Origin of the sequence: Herbaspirillum lusitanum, from assembly GCF_046025995.1 — a bacterium.
Taxonomy (GTDB): domain Bacteria; phylum Pseudomonadota; class Gammaproteobacteria; order Burkholderiales; family Burkholderiaceae_D; genus Herbaspirillum; species Herbaspirillum lusitanum_A.
In genome coordinates, this window is record NZ_JAQQFM010000006.1 from 335,997 (window position 1) to 354,904 (window position 18,908).

Consider the following 18,908-nt stretch of genomic DNA (forward strand, 5'->3'; position numbering starts at 1 on the left):
TCTTTTTTATTGGTACGGCTGTCAGGCCGTTTCAGATTTCAGGCTCAGACATCAACGCCACAGTGCGTAACCGATGCGGAATTGCGGCGTGCTCTTCTGGTTGTAGGTCAGCATGCTCTCGCCGTAGCCATAGAAATAGCTCGCTACCAGGTAGCCGGCGGTGCCCGGGATCAGCTTGGACATCGGATACGACAATTGCGAATCGACGCTGCCGTAGTTGCTGCGCGAACCCTTGCGCAGCATGGTCGAAAATTCGACGCCGTCAGGTTTGCCGAAGGCCAGCTTGAGGTCGACGTGGCCGCGGTAATCGGCGATGTCCGGGTTGTCGCGCAGTGGGCCGAGGTAGGCGTAGACCTTGGGCGCGATGCTCAGGTGATAATCGTTGAGGTTGCCGAAGTTGACGGTGGGCTGGACGAAGTAAGTGTTAACGCCGCGTGACTCGGTGCCGTCGCGGCCGTTCGATTCATGTTCCAGGCCGGTGGCAATCGACATGCGGCTGATCACGCTGTTCTGAATGCCCAGATCCGGCAGGAAGTAGTACACGCTGGGGCGATAGTTGGTATCGCGGAACGGTGCCGACGGCGCGCTCAGATCCCACAGCGAAAATTGTGTGTAACCCAGATACAGATTGTCGAGGAAGCCGCGCGAGCGAGGGTCCTGCGGCAGGAACAGGCGGTACTTGAAGCTCAGCTGGAACTTGGCGTTGCGATTGCCGCCGCTGTTGCCGACCGAGAAATACATGGGCTCGTTGAAGGACAGGCGCGAAGCATTGAACAGGTCTTCGGCGGCTGGCGCGCTGGCGCTGCTGATGGCATTCGAGCCGGGCGTCACCACCGAAGCGCCCGGCGCCACCGGCGCGGTCTTGCTGGACGAATCGGCCAGCGGCGCATTCAGCAGATCGGGGGCTGTCGCCAGCGGCGGCATGTTGGCGTCGGGGCGGATCACCGCCACCAGAATCGGCGAGGCATCCAGGCCGATGGGTTCGATACGCACCATGCCGCGCAACCGTTCGGGCAGCGTGCCGCGATAGGCCACCTTGCGGAACTCGCCCTTCTTCAAACTGATCTCGCTTTCACTGGCGGCGTCGCGCGTGAGCGTGATCTGCACCGGCGGGATCATGTCGGCCGAGGCCGCCACCAGAATCGTCTCGGGCAACTGATACGTGTGCTGCGCCTGTTCATCTTCGCTGACCAGCAAGGTCAGCGTCAGCGGTTTGGTGGCATCGATGCGCTTGGGCGGCTGTAGCATGGAAACTCCGGCTTCGGCGTAGCTGCTGGCGCCCAGGCTCAGACTTCCCAGCACCCCGGCCAGCGCCAGACTCAGCGACAGGCCTCGCATGCGATGGCGCTGTCTGCAAGCGTGACGGCTTGGGTGGATTTCAGGGAAAGAATGGGGGAGTGCAGAACTTGCTGGAGACTTGCTGCCCGGCGTCGGGGCTGAAAGAGAGAAGGCGCGGCGCATATTTTCTTTATAAAGTTGGAGTTGAAATCAGCCGATAACAATTGATCAAGGCGCTTTCCTGCACGGTTCTGGCAATTGGGTATCATGCGCGCATCGGTGTATCAGTGCTTTGCGCAGGCCGGTGCATTGTGCAATACCTTGCTTATTCTGTGCAGTTGCGCATAATTTTTATGTGTATTTCCAGCATTTCCAGCATTTCCAGGATTTCCGGCTTCGCCGATTGTCCGCAGGTTCCTATGAGATACCCGGAACATCGCGTCTACCCCACGGCCCGGAATACAGCGCTGCAAATCGCACCAGATACAGATCAGTTCCGGCGCATAAAGTTGCCTGAGGGCGCTGTTGTATTGCAAGGTAAGGAATTTCCCTAAAGACAATTTTGGGGCGCTGGGAAATAATTTTCATATTGAATATGGTAAGTTTCCCGCCACTTAACGCAAATTGATTCAATAAAAACAATCTTTTCCTTCTAAATAGCGCCATCATGCTCACCGCCTCTTACGACAATTTACTGGTTGTCGTATCCATATTGGTCGCAATCCTCGCCTCTTATACGGCGCTGGATATGGCCGAGCGTGTCAACAACGCACGCCAGGCTCAGTCCGGCGCGGCGCGTTGGTGGCTGGCCGGCGGCGCGGTGGCGATGGGCATCGGTATCTGGTCCATGCATTTCGTCGGCATGCTGGCGTTCCGTCTGCCGATTGCTCTGGGTTACGACCTCTGGCTGACCGGCTTGTCCTTGCTGATCGCGATGGCGGTGTCCGGCTTCGCATTGTGGATTGTCAGCCAGCCGGTATTGCCCTTGCGGCGCCTCTTCAACAGCGCCTTGCTGATGGGCGTCGGCATTGCCGCCATGCACTACACCGGCATGGCCGCGATGCGCATGGCGCCCGGCATTGAATACGACAGAGTGCTGTTTGCCGCTTCGGTGGCAATTGCCATCAGCGCCTCTTGCGCCGCCTTGTGGATTGCCTTCCGTCTGCGCAAGAACACGCCTCACGTAAAAGCTGCGCGCTGTGGCGCTGCGGTGGTCATGGGGATTGCCATCGTCGGCATGCACTACACCGGTATGGCGGCGGCCAATTTCCCGGCCGGCAGCGTCTGCACGGCGGTACGCGAAGGCGTCGGCCCGGGCTGGCTGGCAGTGCTGATCGTGATCGTCACGCTGTCGGTGCTGACCATTGCCTTGCTGACCTCGGTGCTTGATGCCCGGCTCGAATCGCGCACCGCCAAACTGGCGCGTTCGCTGGCCGAAGCCAATGAAGAGCTGACGCAGATGGTCTTGCATGACCATCTGACCAAACTGCCCAATCGCACCCTGCTGGAAGATCGTCTGACGCAGGCGATTCACAAGGCCGCACGCGAGCAGGGCCACTTTGCGCTGATGTTCATGGATCTGGACGGCTTCAAGACCATCAACGATTCGCTCGGCCATCACATCGGCGACATGCTGCTGGTGCACGTGGCCAAACGGCTGGCGCAGGTGATGCGTGCGCACGACACGGTGGCGCGTCTGGGCGGCGATGAATTCGTGATGCTGATGGAACTCAAGGAGCCGGACGACGCCATGTCTATCGCCGCCAAGCTGGTGGAGACCGTCAACGAACCCTTCGTCATCGAAAGAAATGAATTGCGCGTCTCGGCCAGCGTCGGCATCGCCATCTATCCGGAAGACGGCAAGACGCGCCACGATCTGGTGATCAACGCCGACGCCGCGATGTATCACACCAAACGCAGCGGCCGCAACGGCTATCACTTCTTTGAAGCCTCGATGAATGCCAACGCGCGCAATCAGTTGCAGCTCTTGCAGGACTTGCGCGGGGCGCTGCAGCGCAAGGAATTCAGCCTCGTCTATCAACCCAAGTTCAGCTCGCCCGACGGCAATGTACTGGGGGCCGAAGCCTTGCTGCGCTGGCAACATCCGGTGCGCGGCCTGATCGGTCCGGATGACTTCATCGGCCTGGCCGAACGCTCCGGCCTGATCGTGCCGATCGGCGAATGGGTGCTGGACGAGGCCTGCCGCCAGATGCGCGTCTGGTATGAGCAAGGGCATTCGAAATGGAAGATGGCGGTCAATCTGTCGGCTTTGCAATTTGCCCACGACGGCCTGATCGATGTGGTCAGAGCAACGCTGCTGCGCCATCGTTTGCCGGCGCAATGCCTGACGCTGGAAGTGACCGAATCAACCGCCATGCACGACACCGCCACCAGCATGGAGACTCTGCAAAAGATCTCCGATCTGGGCGTGGATATTTCCATCGACGACTTTGGCACGGGCTACTCCAGCCTGCTGTATCTGAAACGCCTGCCGGCCAATGAGCTGAAGATCGATCGCGGCTTCGTGCGTGATCTGACGCATGGCACGGAAGACGCTGCCATCGTCTCGGCCATCGTGGCGCTGGGCCGCACGCTGAACCTGCGCATCGTCGCGGAAGGCGTGGAGACACAATTGCAGCAAGACTTCCTGACCTCGGTCGGTTGCGACGCGCTGCAAGGTTATCTGATGGGGCGGCCGGTGCCGGCCGATCAATTCATGACGGCGCTGACCGCAGATTATCCGCAGGGCAAGCGGGCCTGATTCATCAAGGGCCTCGCCTTGCAGGCGATAGATGGCATTGTCGTCCGGCAATGCCATTTTTTATTTCGCTCTTTGTCCGGTGCTTTTTTCCTCTCCTTCGCTTGTCCGGATTTAATCCCGCCATTGCAGTTTTTGCCCCTTTGTTTTTCGCCGGAAATCTTTCGCCGGTATTCCCGTCTCTCATCATTCTCATGGGTATCGGTATGCGCTTATCCATCCAAAAAACTGGCGTGCCTGTGCGCTGCTGTTCGGCCTATGAGCGCTGTGGGACTGAGGCAAGATGGATGGCTGAATGCTAATAAATATGCCGGCCGCAGCGAGCGATGGCAACGTCCGCATCGAGACGTGTCGCGTCGTGTCGGAAAGGACAATGGCGGCGGCAACAAGAAAAGCAGCACGCATCAGAAATATTTGCATATAAACCGTGGGAGGGGAAATGAACATCATCACCAACATGAAGATCGGCAAGCGATTGGCGCTTGGCTTTGCAGTGATATTGGGCTTGTCTGCGCTGATTACCGGTATTGGCGTCTGGCGCTTGCAGAGTCTGTCGCAAGCGACGCAAACCATGATGGAAAAGCCGATTGCCAAGGAGCGTTTCATTTCCGACTGGTATCGCAATACCTATGCGGGCATCCGGCGCGCCACCGCCGTCGCCAAGAGCAGCGACAAGTCCTTGTCGGCCTTCTTCAAGCCTGAAACCGACGAGGCCACCCGCGTTTCCAGTGAATTGCAAAAGAAGATTCAGGAGCTGCTGGTCTCGGAGGACGAAAAGCAGTTGTTCGACAAGATAGCCGGCCTGCGCAAGCAATACCTGTCGACGCGTGACGTCATCTACAAGGAAAAGGCCAAGGACAGCCCGGATCAGGACATGATCAACGTGGCGCTGGAAAAGGATTACGTGCCGGCGGCGCGCGCCTATCAGGAAGGGGTTGAAGCGCTGATGATGGTGCAGCGCAAGACTCTGGATGAACTGAGCAAGAGAAACGCCGAGATCGCGCACGAAAGCGCCATCACGCTCGGCGTGCTGGAGGCGCTGATGCTGTCCTTCGGCGTGGCCTGTGCCTGGTTTCTGACGATCAGCATCACGCGGCCGCTCAACGTCGCCGTCAAGATCTCGCGGCGCGTGGCGGCGGGCGATCTGACGACGGAATCCAAGCCGCGCAGCAAGGATGAGGCCGGGCAATTGCTGGGTTCGCTGCAAGACATGAATACCAATCTGCGCAACATTGTCAGCAATGTGCGGCTGGGTACCGACACCATCGCCACCGCCTCATCGCAGATCGCCAGCGGCAATCTGGATTTGTCGTCGCGCACCGAGCAACAGGCCGGCGCGCTGGAAGAAACCGCCTCGGCGATGGAACAGCTGACCTCCACCGTCAAGCAGAATGCCGACAATGCCAAGCAAGCCAATCAGCTGGCGGCGTCGGCGTCCGAAGTCGCGGTGCAGGGCGGCGAGGTGGTCAATCAGGTGGTGCAGACCATGAGCTCGATCAATGAATCTTCGCGCAAGATCGTGGACATCATCAGCGTGATCGATGGCATCGCCTTCCAGACCAACATCCTGGCGCTGAATGCCGCGGTGGAAGCGGCGCGCGCCGGCGAGCAGGGCCGCGGTTTTGCGGTGGTGGCGTCGGAAGTGCGCTCGCTGGCGCAGCGTTCGGCGGCTGCCGCCAAAGAGATCAAATCCCTGATCGACGATTCGGTGGAAAAGGTCGGCGTCGGCAGCAAGCTGGTCGAGCAGGCCGGCGTGACCATGCAGGAAGTGGTCGGCAGCGTGCGCCGCGTGACCGACGTGATGGGCGAAATCACGGCGGCCAGCCAGGAGCAGAGCAGCGGCATCGAAGAGGTGAATCGCGCCATCACGCAGATGGATGAAAACACCCAGCAGAATGCGGCGCTGGTGGAGCAGGCAGCGGCTGCTGCGCAATCGCTGCAGGATCAGGCGGCGAAACTGGCCGAGCTGGTCAGCGTGTTCAATCTGAGCGGTGCGGCGCTGCCGGCGCCTGGCATGGCGATGAATGCGCCGCGCAGCCGGGATATCACGCCGGCGCGTCCTTTGCTGTCATGAGCCGAGCCGGGGTTACCGCGCTCTGCTTTTCATTGCGCTCGATGCCGGGTTAGCTGGCAATAAAAGGGACAAACTTGAACGCCGCATTTTCCTCATCGGCAATGCGGCGTTTTCATCGGCAGGGAATGAGGATGCAGCCTTTACGGCGCGGCGCTGCAGCCGGCGTGATGCAGTTCGGCGGCACGTCTCGCCTTGCGTCTGGCTTTCTCGATCTGTGCTTCTTTTTTGGCGGTTGCACCGGCTTGCAGACTGGCCAGATCTTCTTCCGCCCAGCGTTTGCGCTGCGCCAGGCTATCGCATTTCTTGCGCGCAGCCGCCTCTGATTTCGACTGCTGCTGCCGGCGTTTTTGCTCTTGCGCCGCAGCCGTCTTGCTTGCATTTTTCTCTTGCTCTAATTGCTTCAGCCGGACTTTTTCCTGTTGCAGATGTGCTTGGCCGCGCGCGCGTGTATCAGCTTTGTCGCCTGCCGCTCCTGGTTTTTCACCAGATGGCAACGCCAGTACTTCGCCATTGAGACAAGGCTGATCGCTGTAGCTGAACGTATCGCCATTTTTGCATTTGTAGATGGCGGCTTCGCTCGCGTGTTGCGCGCTTAAGCTGATCAGGGCCAATAAGGCCAATAGCATCGAGGCAGCCGTGCGGGAGCGCAGGCGCATCGGCCTGGAGAGGAAGTGCGCAGTAAAGGACAGCGAACAGCAGGCGTGTACAGGCATGGCAGACTTTCAGTAGGTCGGCAAAAAATGCAGACCGATGTCGGTCCGCATGCATGCTCCCTGTCCGCTTCATTCCCTTTTTTTGCCCGGCTTGAATTCGAAGCCCGGCGCCAGTCAAGCTGGCCGGCTCAGACCTGTATCACCTTGCCCGGATTCATCAGATTGTGCGGATCCAAGGCGTTTTTGATGGTGCGCATCAACTTGAGTTCGACCGGCGATTTGTAGCGCGTGATTTCTTCGCGTTTAAGTGCGCCCAATCCGTGTTCTGCCGAGATCGAACCGCCAAAATTATCGACGCTGTCATGCACCACCAGATTGATGGCCGCCTGCTGCGCGATGAAATCGGTGTCCTGCATGCCGGGCGGCGGCGAGACGTTGTAATGCAGATTGCCGTCGCCCAGATGACCGAAGGTAACCATGCGGCAGGCCGGCGCGGCCTGTTGCACCAGTTTGTCTGTCAGTTCGATGAACTCGGCAATGCGTGAAATCGGGATCGAAATGTCGTGCTTGATGTTCTTGCCTTCGTGCGCCTGCGCCATGGAAATGTTTTCGCGCAGTTGCCACAGCGCTTTCGACTGCGCCATCGATGCCGCGATCACGGCGTCGTCGATGATGCCTTGCTCCAGCGCATTGCCAATGACTTCTTCGAAGATCGCGCGCGCGTGCTCTTCCGATTCGCTGTCCGACAGTTCCAGCAGCACATACTGCGGATGCGAAGTGCCGAAGGGCATGCGCTGATCCTGAAAATGCTTGAACACCAGTTGCAGGCAGAAATCCGACATCAGCTCGAAGGCGGTCAGCGCCGGGCCGCAGCGGTCTTGCGCCAGACTCAGCAATTGCAGCGCCTGTGCCGGTGTTTGCAGCGCCGCCAGCGCCGTGACTTGCGCGCGCGGCTGAGGATAAAGTTTGAGGACTGCGGCGGTGATCACGCCCAGCGTGCCTTCCGCGCCGATGAACAGGTCGCGCAGATCGTAACCGGTATTGTCTTTGCGCAGGCCGCGCAGGCTGCTCATGATCTCTCCCTGCGCGGTCACTACTTCCAGTCCCAGACAGAGTTCGCGCGTATTGCCATAGCGCAGCACGCCGGTGCCGCCGGCATTGGTCGAGAGATTGCCGCCGATGGTGCAACTGCCTTCGGCCGCCAGTGACAGCGGAAACAGACGCCGCTGCGCAGCCGCTTCCTGCTGGATGTGCTGCAGAATACAGCCGGCTTCCACCGACATCGTATTGTTCACGGGGTCGACCGCGCGCACGCGATTCATGCGCTTCAAGGACAGCACCACTGCATTGCCTTGCTGATCGGGCACGCTGCCCAGCACCAGCCCGGTATTGCCGCCTTGCGGCACCAGCGGCACGCGATACTGATCGCAGAGCTTGAGCAAGCCCGCGACCTGCCCGGTATCGGCCGGGCGCAGCACTGCCGGCGATTTGCCGGTATAGCGGCCGCGCTGATCGGTCAGATAGCCGCTCAGATCGGCGGCGTCGGTCAATACATGCTGAGCGCCGAGCACGGCGCGGCAGGCTTGCAGGAATTCTTCCATGGGGCGGCTGATGAGTGATGTCTATGGGCAGGAATGGGAAGCGCCATCAGACCGGTTCGGCCTGATGGCTCAGTTTGCTTTGTTGCTTATTGCGACGCCTTTTGAATGGCGCGGCGCGCCAGCTCCTTGGCGGCTTTCTTGAAAGGATGCAGATACAGAATGGCGCAGAAGAAATAAATGCAGCTCAGCGCCACTTCGGCCCAGCCCAGCATGATCGAGGTCGAGCCGTGGTCGCTGGTGGCGCGCACCAGCCCTTCGGCCAGATAGGCCAGAATCAGCATGGACGACCATTGCATGGTGTAGACGTCGCGCTTGAGCACGCCGCGCAAGGGCAGCAGCAGCGGAATCACCTTGAGCACCATCCAGGAACCGCCCGGTCGCAGCGGCGCCAGTATCAGTTCCCAGGCCACGCACAGCAGGATCAGCGCGATCAGGCTGGCGGCGGCGACCAGATGAAAAATGCGGGCGCGGTTTTGCATGCTTATCTCCGTAGGGTCTGTGCCGTTTCAGCCAGCCGTTTGCCCAGCGCGATGGCCAGGGTGCGCGAATCGTCGGACAGCGGCTGGTTGCCGTTGACGCCCGACCAGTGGCTGGCGCCGTAAGGCGAGCCGCCACTGCTGGTATTCATCAGTTGCGGATGGGTATAGGGCAGGCCGAGCAGCAGCATGCCGTGATGCAGCAGCGGGATCATCATCGACAGCAGGGTCGACTCCTGACCGCCGTGCATGCTGCCGGTCGATGTGAACACGCTGGCAGGTTTGCCCGACAGGCTGCCGGACAGCCATTGCGGGGCGGTGCCATCCCAGAAATATTTCATGGCGGCGGCCATGTTGCCGAAGCGGGTCGGCGAACCCAGCGCCAGGCCGTGGCATTGCTCCAGATCGGCGGCTTCGACGTAAGGCGCACCATCGGCCGGGATCTCCGGCGCTGTCGCTTCGGTCACGGTCGATACCGCCGGCACCGTGCGCAGGCGGGCGTCGCAGCCGCTGACGCTTTCCACGCCCTGGGCGATCAGTTCGGCGAGCTTGCGGGTGGAACCGTGGCGCGAGTAATAAAGCACCAGAATTGTGGTGGGGCTGTCGATAGTGGAACGGGGAGATTGAGCGGAGTTCATGAGCTTTATTATATTGGCGTTTCGGATGTTGCTCTGCAGCGAAAAAGACGGCTTTATCGCCTCCTGCAATCAAGATTGAGAGCGAGGGCCGCGGAGCTGCCGGGCGCTGGCCGATATCACGGCGGGATTGGGCGTATTGAGGCGGAATTGCGACTGCGCCCGCGCCGGCGTAGAGTTTTGTTCCTGCTTGGGCGATAATCCGGGCTGTCACATCGCGGCTTACCTCGAAATTTCGAGAAGGTTCGATGTAAGTTCAAAGCATATTCGCAGCACATCGTTGAAAAAGACGATGCGCGACTAGTGTGGAAATCATCTGCGTCGGCTTTGGTAAGTGACATTGTCTTGCCCGGATCGCACGCAGGATGAGATGAATTCGTATGGTTTAACGGTATTTTCGCCGGATCTCTCGCGCCAGCGCGTCAGGCAAGCGGCAAAAATCCGCGACAGTCTTCACAGGCTGTCTTTTGTTTCAGGCTGTCTGCATGTCTTCTTTCAAATTTTCAGTGACGCATATGCGCGGATTGAACCGTCAACAGTTGCGCGACCTGCTGCGCTTCGCCGGGCGCCGGCTGGGCGAGGACCGCCTGCCGCAAGTGGCTGGCAGTCTGACGTTCACCACCATCCTCTCGCTGGTGCCGATGCTGACCATCGCGCTGGCCATCTTCACCGCATTTCCGCTGTTCGGTACGTTTCGCGCGGCGCTGGAAGCTTACTTTGTCCAGAACCTGATGCCCAAGGGCGTCGCCAACACCATCCTCAATTCGCTCAATCAGTTCGCCTCGAAGTCGGCGCGCTTGTCGGCGGTCGGCGGTATCGCGCTGGTGTTCACGTCGGTGATGACCATGGCGACCATCGAGCGCGTGTTCAATCAGATCTGGCGCATCAAGAATTCGCGCCCGCTGCTGCAGCGGGTGCTGGTGTACTGGGCCATCATTACGCTGGGCCCGCTGCTGATCGGCGTTTCCATCAGTGTGACTTCTTATATCTCGGGCGCCACCAGCGGCGCGGTCAATAGCCTGCCGTGGCTGGGCGCGACCTTTTACACGCTGGTGTCGGTGCTGCTGACCACCGCCGTGTTCACCTTCATGTACAGCGCGGTGCCGAGCCAGTCGGTGGATTGGCGCGATGCGCTGGCGGGCGGTCTGCTGGCCGGCGTCGGCGTGGAAATCGCCAAGCGCCTGTTCGCCGTCTACATCCTGAAATTCCCGACCTACACCATGGTGTACGGCGCCGTCGCGGCGCTGCCGATCTTTTTGGTGTGGATCTACATGCTGTGGATGATTACCTTGCTCGGGGCCTTGCTGGCGGCTGCCTTGCCGGTGGTGCGCTATGAGCGCTGGTGGCATGTGGCCTCGCCGGGCAGCGAATTCATCGACGCCATGCAGGTGCTCAAGCATTTGTATCGCGCGCGCGCGGGCGGCGATTCATCGGTGGTTGATATCGGTACTTTGCGATTCGAAACCAAGCTGGGACTGGATGAAGTGCAGACCTTGCTGCAGAAGATGCTGGAGTGCGGCTGGGTCGGTTCGATCAAGGCCGACGCGCCCAAAAAGAAATCCGCCTGGGGCCGCAGTAACGAAGACGGTCTGGATCGCTGGACGCTGGTCAGCAATCCGGATGTATTGAAGCTGTCGGACGTCTATCGCCTGTTCGTCTTTGATCCGCTGCATGTGGATGCAGGCGAAGAACGGCAACTGGCCGACAGTGTCGAGGCGGCGATCAATGGCGTACTGGGGCAATCGCTGTCGGATTATTTTGAAGCGCAGCGGCAGGGCGGTGACAGCCTGGACGCCTCTTTGCGTCCGGCCGTAGCGATGATGCCGGCGCCACGCTCGCAGACTTTGCTGCAGCAGAACCTGCCTGAGAAAAATGAAGAGAAGGCGGATCAGCTTGAATCAGCAGCGGCGCGTCCGCATCCGGCCAAAGCCTTTCGCTGGCCGCGCTGAAGGGGAATGCTGCGCTGCAAACGGATGTGCAGTGCGCAGGGTAAAACAATCAGAACGAAATCTGCCCGGTCAGCATCTGCCAGTACATCACCCAGTCGCCGATGAACGAGTAGACCGGATGGCGCAGACTGGTCGGGCGATTTTTCTCGTAGACGTAATGGCCGCTCCAGGCCAGACCGTAACCGCAGATCAGCGCCGCCAGCAGCCACCACAGGCTGTGCGTGAGCATCAGCATGATCAGACACAGCAGCGCGAGGGTGGAACCGAGGAAGTGCAGCTGGCGCGACTTTCGATGCGAGTGTTCGCTCAGATAGGCAGGATAGAACTCGGCGAAGCGCGTGTGTTTCCGCTGATGCAAGACGGTAGGCATGGTCGGCTCCCGTTGGATGAGCATGCTTCAGCCTAGTCGCAAACCATGCGCTATTCAATGAAATACTTTGTACAGACCCCTTTTGCGGTTGCCCAAACGGCCGCAATGCTCGTACCATGTATTCCCACGCCGCCGCATAGAGCGAAATTGGATTTTTCGCAAGGCATCGGCTAAAGTCCAGATAGCACAATAATTTAGGATGACATCATGAAAGTCTCTGAAATCCTCAAGGTCAAAGGCAATATCCTGTTCACCGTGACGCCGGAAACGCCGATTGTGGAAGCGGTGGCGGCCATGGCGGAAAAAGATATCGGTTCGCTGGTCGTGATGGAATACGGCGAACTGGTCGGCATGCTGACTTTCCGCGAAGTGTTGAATACCTTGCACAAGAGCGGCGGTTCACTGGACGGCAGCACCGTGCGCAAGCACATGGACGATTCCCCGATTACCGTCACGCCGGACACCGACCTCAACGAAGTGCGCCGCATCATGCTGGAAAAGCACACGCGCTACATGCCGGTGATGGATGCCCGCACGCTGCTGGGCGTGATGTCGTTTTACGACGTCGCCAAAGCCGTGCTGGATGCGCAAGGCTTCGAGAACAAGATGCTGAAAGCCTACATTCGCGACTGGCCGGCCGAGCACGAAGAAAACAATACCTAAGCAATACCTGAGCTGAAATAGCTGATCTGAGCCCGGCCCTTGGGCTCAGTGATTGAGCCGGATCGACGGAATCGATCCGGTTTTCGTTTGGGCGGAGGTCGGCATCTGGTGCGCCCACGGCCCGGCTCGCTGAAGTTGAAATACAATGCAAACCGTTCCTTTGTGAACGGTTTTTTATTGGGTTGTCGCAATGTCCTGCGGCAGCGCCTGTTTTTCTCACCCACTCTGAATCTTCCATGCGCAAGAACAATCAGTTTGCCCTGCTTGCCCAACGTCGTTTTGCTCCCTTTTTCTGGACCCAGTTTCTGGGCGCACTCAACGACAACGTTTTCAAGACCGCGCTGCTGACGATTCTGACCTACGACGCGCTGAGCTGGACCACCATGGACACCGGTCTGCTCAACAACCTGATTCCGGGTTTGTTCATCCTGCCGTTCTTCCTGTTTTCAGCCACCGCCGGGCAGCTCGCCGACAAGCTGGAAAAAGGCCGTGTCGCGCGCTACGTCAAGTTGCTGGAAATCGCCATCATGGCTATCGCCGCCTTCGGCTGGATGACGCATCATCTGTGGCTGCTGGTGGCGGCGGTGGTCGGCATGGGCATTCATTCAACGATTTTCGGCCCGGTCAAATATGCCTATCTGCCGCAGCAGCTCAAGCGCGAAGAATTGGTGGGCGGCAATGGCGTGATCGAAATGGGCACCTTTGTCGGCATTCTGCTCGGCGAGATTCTGGGGGCGGTGCTGGTGGTGCAAAAGACCTGGGGTTTGCAGCTGGTGGCTGGCGCGACCCTGGCGATCGCGGTGCTGGGCTGGCTGGCCAGTCTGGCCATTCCGAAGTCGCCGGCGCCGGCGCCTGAGCTGAAGATCAACTGGAATCCCTTCACCGAGACCGTGCGCAATCTCGGTTTCTCGCGCCGCAATCGTCCTGTGTTTCTGTCGCTGCTGGGCAATTCCTGGTTCTGGTTCTACGGCGCCATCATGCTGGCGCAATTCCCGCTGTACGCGAAGAATTATCTGCATGGCGATCACAGTGTATTCGTGCTGCTGCTGGCGGTGTTTTCAGTCGGCATCGGCGCCGGTTCGCTGCTGTGCGAAAGGCTCTCCGGACACAAGGTGGAAATCGGTCTGGTGCCGTTCGGCTCCATCGGTCTGTCGGTGTTCGGGCTGGAGTTGTATTTCGCCAGCGTCGCCTATGGCGGTACGGCGCTGACCACGTCGCTTGATCTGGCCGGCTTTCTGGCGCAGTCGGGCAGCTGGCGCATTCTGATCGACTGCATCGCCATCGGCGTGTTCGGCGGCCTGTACATCGTGCCGCTGTTCGCGCTGATTCAGACCCGTTGCGATCCGGCTCACGTTTCGCGCACCATCGCCGGCATGAACATCATGAATTCGCTGTTCATGGTGGTGGCGGCGCTGGTGGCGATGGTGTTGCTGCGCTCCGGTTTCACGATTCCGGAAATCTTCCTGACCACGGCCATCCTGAATGCGGTGGTGGCGCTGTATATCTTCTCGCTGGTGCCGGAATTTTTGATGCGCTTCCTGGCCTGGATTCTGATCCACACCATTCACCGCGTGCGTGTGATCAATGGCGAGGCGATTCCCGCCCAGGGTGCGGCAGTGCTGGTCTGCAATCACGTCAGCTACGTCGACGCGATCGTGATCATGGCGGCTAGCCCGCGTCCGATCCGCTTCGTGATGGATCACCGCATCTTCAAGATACCGGTGCTGTCCTGGGTGTTTCGCACCGCCAAGGCGATTCCGATTGCGCCGGCCAAGGAAGATCCATGGCTGATGGAAAAGGCTTACGTCGATATCGCTCAGGCGCTGCATGAGGGCGATCTGGTTTGCATCTTCCCGGAAGGCAAGCTGACGACCAACGGCGAAATGAATCCCTTCAAGAGCGGCGTCAAGAAAATCATCGAGCGTTCGCCGGTGCCGGTGATCCCGCTGGCCTTGCGCGGTCTGTGGGGCAGTTTGCTGACGCGCGACAAGACCAATCCCTTCCATCGCGGTTTCCGGCGAGGTCCGTTTTCGCGGCTGGAACTGGCGGTCGGCGAGGAAATTCCGGCCGCGCAGGTCACGCCCGAATTGCTGCAGGAGCGGGTGCAAAGCCTGCGCGGGCACTGGAAGTAGGCAGGCATCAAGCCGGAAATAAGTGCGTCGCAGCGCCCTTGTAAGAGCACTGCTTCATGACATGCTGCATGGTGCCGGCGGGGAGGGGCTGATAGAATCACGGTCTTTCCCCGTTTTTCAGCGAATCGACCATGTCCGGCAATACCTTCGGCACTTTATTTACCGTTACGACCTTCGGCGAATCCCACGGCCCGGCCATCGGCTGCGTGATCGACGGCTGCCCACCGGGCATGAGCCTGTCGGAAGCCGACATCCAGCCTGAGCTGGATCGCCGCAAGCCCGGTACTTCGCGTCACGTGACGCAGCGCCAGGAGCCGGACACGGTCGAAATTCTGTCGGGCGTGTTCGAAGGTAAAACCACCGGCACGCCGATTGCGCTGCTGATCCGCAATCAGGATCAGCGCAGCAAGGACTATGGCAATCTGCTGGAGACTTTCCGTCCCGGTCACGCCGATTACACCTATTGGCATAAATACGGCATTCGCGATCCGCGCGGCGGCGGCCGTTCCTCGGCGCGTCTGACAGCGCCGGTGGTCGGCGCTGCGGCAGTCGCCAAGAAATGGCTGTTCGAAAAATTCGGCACTACGTTCAAGGGCTGCATGAGCCAGCTCGGCGACATCGCGATTCCCTTCGAGTCCTGGGAGCATGTGCGTGAGAACCCGTTCTTTGCCGCCAATGCCAGCATCATTCCTCAGCTGGAAGACTATATGGATGCGCTGCGCAAGGACGGTGATTCCTGCGGCGCGCGCATCGATGTGATTGCGCAGAACGTGCCGGTCGGGCTGGGCGAACCGATTTACGACAAGCTCGACGCCGAAATCGCCTATGCCTTGATGGGAATCAACGCCGTCAAGGGCGTGGAAATCGGTGCCGGCTTCAAGTCGGTGGCGCAGAAGGGCACCGAGCACGGCGATGCGCTGACGCCGACGGGTTTTGTCGGCAACAATGCCGGCGGCGTGCTGGGCGGTATTTCGACCGGGCAAGACATCACTGCTTCGATCGCCATCAAGCCGACGTCAAGCATCCGCTCGCCGCGTCCCTCGATCGACAAGGCCGGGAATTCGACGGAAGTCGAAACCTTCGGACGTCACGATCCTTGCGTCGGCATCCGCGCCACGCCGATTGCGGAAGCCATGCTGGCGCTGGTGCTGATGGATCACGCGCTACGTCATCGCGCCCAATGCGGCGACGTCAGGGTGGACACGCCGCAGATTCGCTGACGCGCTGAGCAAGTCTGATTTCTGCGGCGCGCTTGGTATTGCGGAATGCAGATTCAAGTGACTTGTAAGGAAAAAGCGAGCCGTTGCATCGATATTTCGACGCAACGGCTTTTTTTCGTGCGAACCATGCCGCGATCGCTTGGTCATACGCTGCTGGAAAAAGCGGCGCAGCTTGAATGCGAATGATGTTTCATGCTTTCATGGCGACGCACTTCTCGAATAATTTCAAACACGAATATGGAGGTGGGTATGGCACGCGGCACAACAATTTTCAAACAGACGCTCATGGTTCTTGCCTTGGGCAGTCTGGTTGCCTGCGAAACGGTGCAGACCACACAAGGCGGCGCGGTCGGCATCGATCGCAAGCAGCAGATGCTGGTGAGTTCGCAGGAAATGAATGCGGCCGCCGACAAGGAATATGTGCAGTTGCTCAATGAACAAAAAGCCAAGGGCAATCTGAATCGCAATGCGGCGCAGGTGCAGCGCGTGCGCGCCATCGCCAATCGCCTGATTCCGCAGACCGGCGTGTTCCGTCCCGATGCGCTCAAGTGGAACTGGGAAGTCAACGTGATCACCTCGGACGAAGCCAATGCCTGGTGCATGCCGGGCGGCAAGATCGCGGTCTACTCCGGTCTGATCGACAAGCTGAAGATTACCGACGATGAACTGGCGGCCGTGATGGGACATGAAATTGCCCACGCCTTGCGTGAACATGCGCGCGAACGCGCTTCCGAGCAGGCGGTTGCAGGTTCGGCGATTTCCATCGGCTCTTCTTTGCTGGGGATAGGCGATCTGGGCAAGCAGGGCGCGCAATATGCCTATATGGGCTTGATGGGCTTGCCGAACTCGCGCTCGCATGAGACCGAGGCCGACCGCATCGGCGTGGAACTGGCGGCGCGCGCCGGCTACGATCCGAAGGCGGCGATCACGCTGTGGCAGAAAATGGCCAAGATCGGCGGGGCCGAGCCGATGAAGTTCATGTCGACTCACCCGTCGAGCGCCGACCGCATCAGCGATCTCACCGTATACGCAGAGCGCGTGCAGCCGCTTTATCAGCAAACCAGGCAGACGCGCTGAGCTGTAGACGGACGGGCGGGCGTATGCGGCCAAGGGACCTGCCCGGCCTTGCCAATGCAGCAGCGGAAATGGCCGGCGGCATTGCAATAAAGCGTTGTCAGTCTAGAGTCAAAAAATACCGGGTTTGAAGCGACACTCGTTTTCTTCTGCGTTTTTTTTGGTGCTTCGCAGCATTTCTGGCCGTTGTTGCTGCGCAGCGGAAAATGCCGGAGGCCACATAAGGCGCGGCGCTTTATGGCATAATCAAATGCTATTTTCAACGACCAGTGCCCCTCCTGCACACGATTGCAATCATGTTCAAGACGCTTTACGACAAACTCTGGGAGTCGCATGTCGTTCATACAGAAGATGACGGCACCGCCACTCTGTATATCGACCGCCATCTGCTCCACGAGGTGACCAGCCCGCAAGCCTTCGAAGGCCTCAAGCTAGCCGGACGTCAACCATGGCGTAACGCCGCCAATCTGGTCGTCGCCGATCACAATGTGCCGACCACTGATCGCGCCAACGGCATTGCCGATCCGATTTCCCGCCTGCAGGTTGAAACGCTGGACGCCAACGCCAAGGAATACGGTCTGACCTATTTCGGCATGAACGACAAGCGCCAGGGCATCGTGCACGTGATCGGGCCTGAGCAGGGCGCGACCCTGCCCGGCATGACCGTGGTCTGCGGTGATTCCCACACTTCCACACACGGTGCTTTCGCTGCGCTGGCACACGGCATCGGCACCTCCGAAGTCGAACACGTGCTGGCCACGCAAACGCTGCTGGCGCGCAAATCCAAGGCAATGCTGGTGCAGGTCGACGGCGCACTGCCGACCGGCGTCACCGCCAAGGACATCGTGCTGGCCGTGATCGGCAAGATCGGTACCGCAGGCGGCACCGGTTATGCCATCGAATTTGCCGGTTCGGCGATCCGTTCGCTGTCCATGGAAGGCCGCATGACGGTCTGCAACATGGCGATCGAAGCGGGCGCTCGCGCCGGTATGGTGGCGTTTGACGACACCACCATGAATTATCTGAAGGGTCGCCCTTATTCGCCTTCCGGCCCGCACTGGGAGCGCGCCGTCACGTATTGGCGCACGCTGCATACCGACGTCGGCGCCAAGTTCGACCTGGTGGTCACGCTCAATGCCAGCGAAGTCAAGCCGCAGGTGACCTGGGGTACTTCGCCCGAGATGGTGGTGTCGGTGGACAGCCGCATTCCCGATCCGGACAAGGAAAAAGACGCGACCAAGCGCGACGGCATGGAAAAGGCGCTGGCTTACATGGCCCTGAAGCCCAACACGCCGATCGAAGATATCCGTATCGACAAGGTGTTTATCGGTTCCTGCACCAATTCGCGCATCGAAGATCTGCGCGAAGCGGCAGCCGTGGTGCGCGGCAAGTTCCGCGCCTCCAATGTCAAGCTGGCGATGGTGGTGCCTGGCTCCGGCCTGGTCAAGGAACAGGCTGAACGCGAAGGTCTGGATCGCATTTTCAAGGATGCCGGTTTCGAATGGCGGGAGCCGGGTTGCTCAATGTGTCTGGCCATGAATGCCGACCGTCTGGAGCCGGGCGAGCGTTGCGCATCGACCTCCAACCGTAATTTCGAAGGTCGCCAGGGCGCCGGCGGCCGTACTCATTTGGTCAGTCCGGCGATGGCTGCTGCGGCAGGTATCGCAGGACATTTCGTTGATGTGCGTTCTTTGTAATCGAAGAGGGAAAATATGAAAAAAATCACTGCTCTGTTTCTGCTGATCGCATCCGTCACTGTGCTGGCGGGCTGCAATACCGTGAACGGTTTCGGCAAGGATGTGGAACACGTCGGCGAAAAGATGCAAAGTTCGTCTGATCGCAACAAGTAAGCAGCGATCAGCAATTCGATGCGGGGCGGGTCTGATCCGGCGATGCCGGTCGGCCCGTTTTCAAAGTCCGAGGCAAGTTGTTTTGCGTGATTCGAATGCCCCGATTTGCCCGATCGAATTACTTGATTGATTTACGAGATTAAATAGGAAGCCGGTCATCGCTCCCAACGCATGT

General features: G+C 59.6%; 15 protein-coding genes. 9 read left to right on the top strand and 6 right to left on the bottom strand.

From position 1 onward, the window contains the following. Positions 1–51: 51 nt before the first annotated feature. Positions 52–1,338, bottom strand: a complete 1,287-nt coding sequence (locus PQR62_RS15280; protein WP_408158828.1) for a phospholipase A — start codon at positions 1,336–1,338, stop codon at positions 52–54. A 607-nt stretch (positions 1,339–1,945) separates the two neighbouring features. Between PQR62_RS15280 and PQR62_RS15285 the strand changes: the two genes are divergently transcribed. Together PQR62_RS15285 and PQR62_RS15290 are read left to right on the top strand one after the other, a co-directional pair. Then, positions 1,946–4,039 carry a putative bifunctional diguanylate cyclase/phosphodiesterase gene (locus PQR62_RS15285; protein ID WP_408158829.1) on the top strand — a complete coding sequence of 698 codons (2,094 nt, stop codon included), beginning with the start codon at positions 1,946–1,948 and terminating at the stop codon, positions 4,037–4,039. 436 nt (positions 4,040–4,475) lie between these two features. Further along, entirely contained in the window at positions 4,476–6,110 is a 1,635-nt protein-coding gene (locus PQR62_RS15290; protein WP_408158830.1) for a methyl-accepting chemotaxis protein, read from the top strand. A gap of 140 nt (positions 6,111–6,250) precedes the next feature. Here PQR62_RS15290 and PQR62_RS15295 read toward each other — a convergent pair whose 3' ends face one another. From PQR62_RS15295 to wrbA, 4 genes are all read right to left on the bottom strand, one after another. Beyond that, entirely contained in the window at positions 6,251–6,823 is a 573-nt protein-coding gene (locus tag PQR62_RS15295) for a hypothetical protein (protein WP_408158831.1), read from the bottom strand. Positions 6,824–6,951: 128 nt separating this feature from the next. Next, a complete protein-coding gene (locus PQR62_RS15300; protein WP_408158832.1) occupies positions 6,952–8,364 on the bottom strand; it encodes an FAD-binding oxidoreductase in 1,413 nt (470 codons plus the stop codon). Between the two features lie 86 nt (positions 8,365–8,450). Continuing rightward, complete coding sequence (locus PQR62_RS15305; RefSeq protein WP_408158833.1) at positions 8,451–8,843, bottom strand: DUF2069 domain-containing protein; 393 nt, start codon at positions 8,841–8,843, stop codon at positions 8,451–8,453. A 2-nt stretch (positions 8,844–8,845) separates the two neighbouring features. Next, on the bottom strand, positions 8,846–9,478 hold the full coding sequence (wrbA, locus tag PQR62_RS15310; protein WP_408158834.1) for an NAD(P)H:quinone oxidoreductase: 633 nt from the start codon (positions 9,476–9,478) through the stop codon (positions 8,846–8,848). A 482-nt stretch (positions 9,479–9,960) separates the two neighbouring features. Here wrbA and PQR62_RS15315 point away from each other — a divergent pair, with 482 nt between their 5' ends. Then, positions 9,961–11,424 (top strand): YihY family inner membrane protein, encoded by a 1,464-nt coding sequence (locus PQR62_RS15315; RefSeq protein WP_408158835.1) that lies wholly within the window; start codon positions 9,961–9,963, stop codon positions 11,422–11,424. 49 nt (positions 11,425–11,473) lie between these two features. On the opposite strand, the gene PQR62_RS15320 is transcribed toward PQR62_RS15315, so the two are convergent. Further along, entirely contained in the window at positions 11,474–11,794 is a 321-nt protein-coding gene (locus PQR62_RS15320; RefSeq protein WP_408158836.1) for an Mpo1-like protein, read from the bottom strand. 207 nt (positions 11,795–12,001) lie between these two features. Between PQR62_RS15320 and PQR62_RS15325 the strand changes: the two genes are divergently transcribed. From PQR62_RS15325 to PQR62_RS15350, 6 genes are all read left to right on the top strand, one after another. After that, positions 12,002–12,457 carry a CBS domain-containing protein gene (locus PQR62_RS15325; RefSeq protein WP_408158837.1) on the top strand — a complete coding sequence of 152 codons (456 nt, stop codon included), beginning with the start codon at positions 12,002–12,004 and terminating at the stop codon, positions 12,455–12,457. Positions 12,458–12,693: 236 nt separating this feature from the next. Continuing rightward, entirely contained in the window at positions 12,694–14,589 is a 1,896-nt protein-coding gene (locus PQR62_RS15330) for an MFS transporter (protein WP_408158838.1), read from the top strand. A gap of 131 nt (positions 14,590–14,720) precedes the next feature. After that, positions 14,721–15,809 carry a chorismate synthase gene (gene aroC, locus PQR62_RS15335; protein WP_408158839.1) on the top strand — a complete coding sequence of 363 codons (1,089 nt, stop codon included), beginning with the start codon at positions 14,721–14,723 and terminating at the stop codon, positions 15,807–15,809. Between the two features lie 285 nt (positions 15,810–16,094). Next, positions 16,095–16,886: a M48 family metallopeptidase gene (locus PQR62_RS15340; RefSeq protein ID WP_408158840.1), complete on the top strand. Its 792-nt coding sequence runs from the start codon at positions 16,095–16,097 to the stop codon at positions 16,884–16,886. 293 nt (positions 16,887–17,179) lie between these two features. Beyond that, the gene (gene leuC, locus PQR62_RS15345) at positions 17,180–18,580 is read left to right on the top strand and encodes a 3-isopropylmalate dehydratase large subunit (protein WP_408158841.1); all 1,401 of its coding nucleotides are present in this window, start codon (positions 17,180–17,182) and stop codon (positions 18,578–18,580) included. A gap of 15 nt (positions 18,581–18,595) precedes the next feature. Further along, positions 18,596–18,733, top strand: coding sequence for an entericidin A/B family lipoprotein (locus PQR62_RS15350; protein WP_408158842.1), 138 nt, complete (start codon positions 18,596–18,598; stop codon positions 18,731–18,733). Positions 18,734–18,908: the final 175 nt, after the last annotated feature.

Coding starts and splice junctions, on each gene's coding strand:
- aroC (WP_408158839.1), top strand. CDS start 14,721: ATGTCCGGCAATACCTTCGGCACTTTATTTACCGTTACGACCTTCGGC.
- wrbA (WP_408158834.1), bottom strand. CDS start 9,478: ATGAACTCCGCTCAATCTCCCCGTTCCACTATCGACAGCCCCACCACA.
- PQR62_RS15290 (WP_408158830.1), top strand. CDS start 4,476: ATGAACATCATCACCAACATGAAGATCGGCAAGCGATTGGCGCTTGGC.
- PQR62_RS15320 (WP_408158836.1), bottom strand. CDS start 11,794: ATGCCTACCGTCTTGCATCAGCGGAAACACACGCGCTTCGCCGAGTTC.
- PQR62_RS15285 (WP_408158829.1), top strand. CDS start 1,946: ATGCTCACCGCCTCTTACGACAATTTACTGGTTGTCGTATCCATATTG.
- leuC (WP_408158841.1), top strand. CDS start 17,180: ATGTTCAAGACGCTTTACGACAAACTCTGGGAGTCGCATGTCGTTCAT.
- PQR62_RS15280 (WP_408158828.1), bottom strand. CDS start 1,338: ATGCGAGGCCTGTCGCTGAGTCTGGCGCTGGCCGGGGTGCTGGGAAGT.
- PQR62_RS15340 (WP_408158840.1), top strand. CDS start 16,095: ATGGTTCTTGCCTTGGGCAGTCTGGTTGCCTGCGAAACGGTGCAGACC.
- PQR62_RS15315 (WP_408158835.1), top strand. CDS start 9,961: ATGTCTTCTTTCAAATTTTCAGTGACGCATATGCGCGGATTGAACCGT.
- PQR62_RS15330 (WP_408158838.1), top strand. CDS start 12,694: ATGCGCAAGAACAATCAGTTTGCCCTGCTTGCCCAACGTCGTTTTGCT.
- PQR62_RS15325 (WP_408158837.1), top strand. CDS start 12,002: ATGAAAGTCTCTGAAATCCTCAAGGTCAAAGGCAATATCCTGTTCACC.
- PQR62_RS15295 (WP_408158831.1), bottom strand. CDS start 6,823: ATGCCTGTACACGCCTGCTGTTCGCTGTCCTTTACTGCGCACTTCCTC.
- PQR62_RS15305 (WP_408158833.1), bottom strand. CDS start 8,843: ATGCAAAACCGCGCCCGCATTTTTCATCTGGTCGCCGCCGCCAGCCTG.
- PQR62_RS15350 (WP_408158842.1), top strand. CDS start 18,596: ATGAAAAAAATCACTGCTCTGTTTCTGCTGATCGCATCCGTCACTGTG.
- PQR62_RS15300 (WP_408158832.1), bottom strand. CDS start 8,364: ATGGAAGAATTCCTGCAAGCCTGCCGCGCCGTGCTCGGCGCTCAGCAT.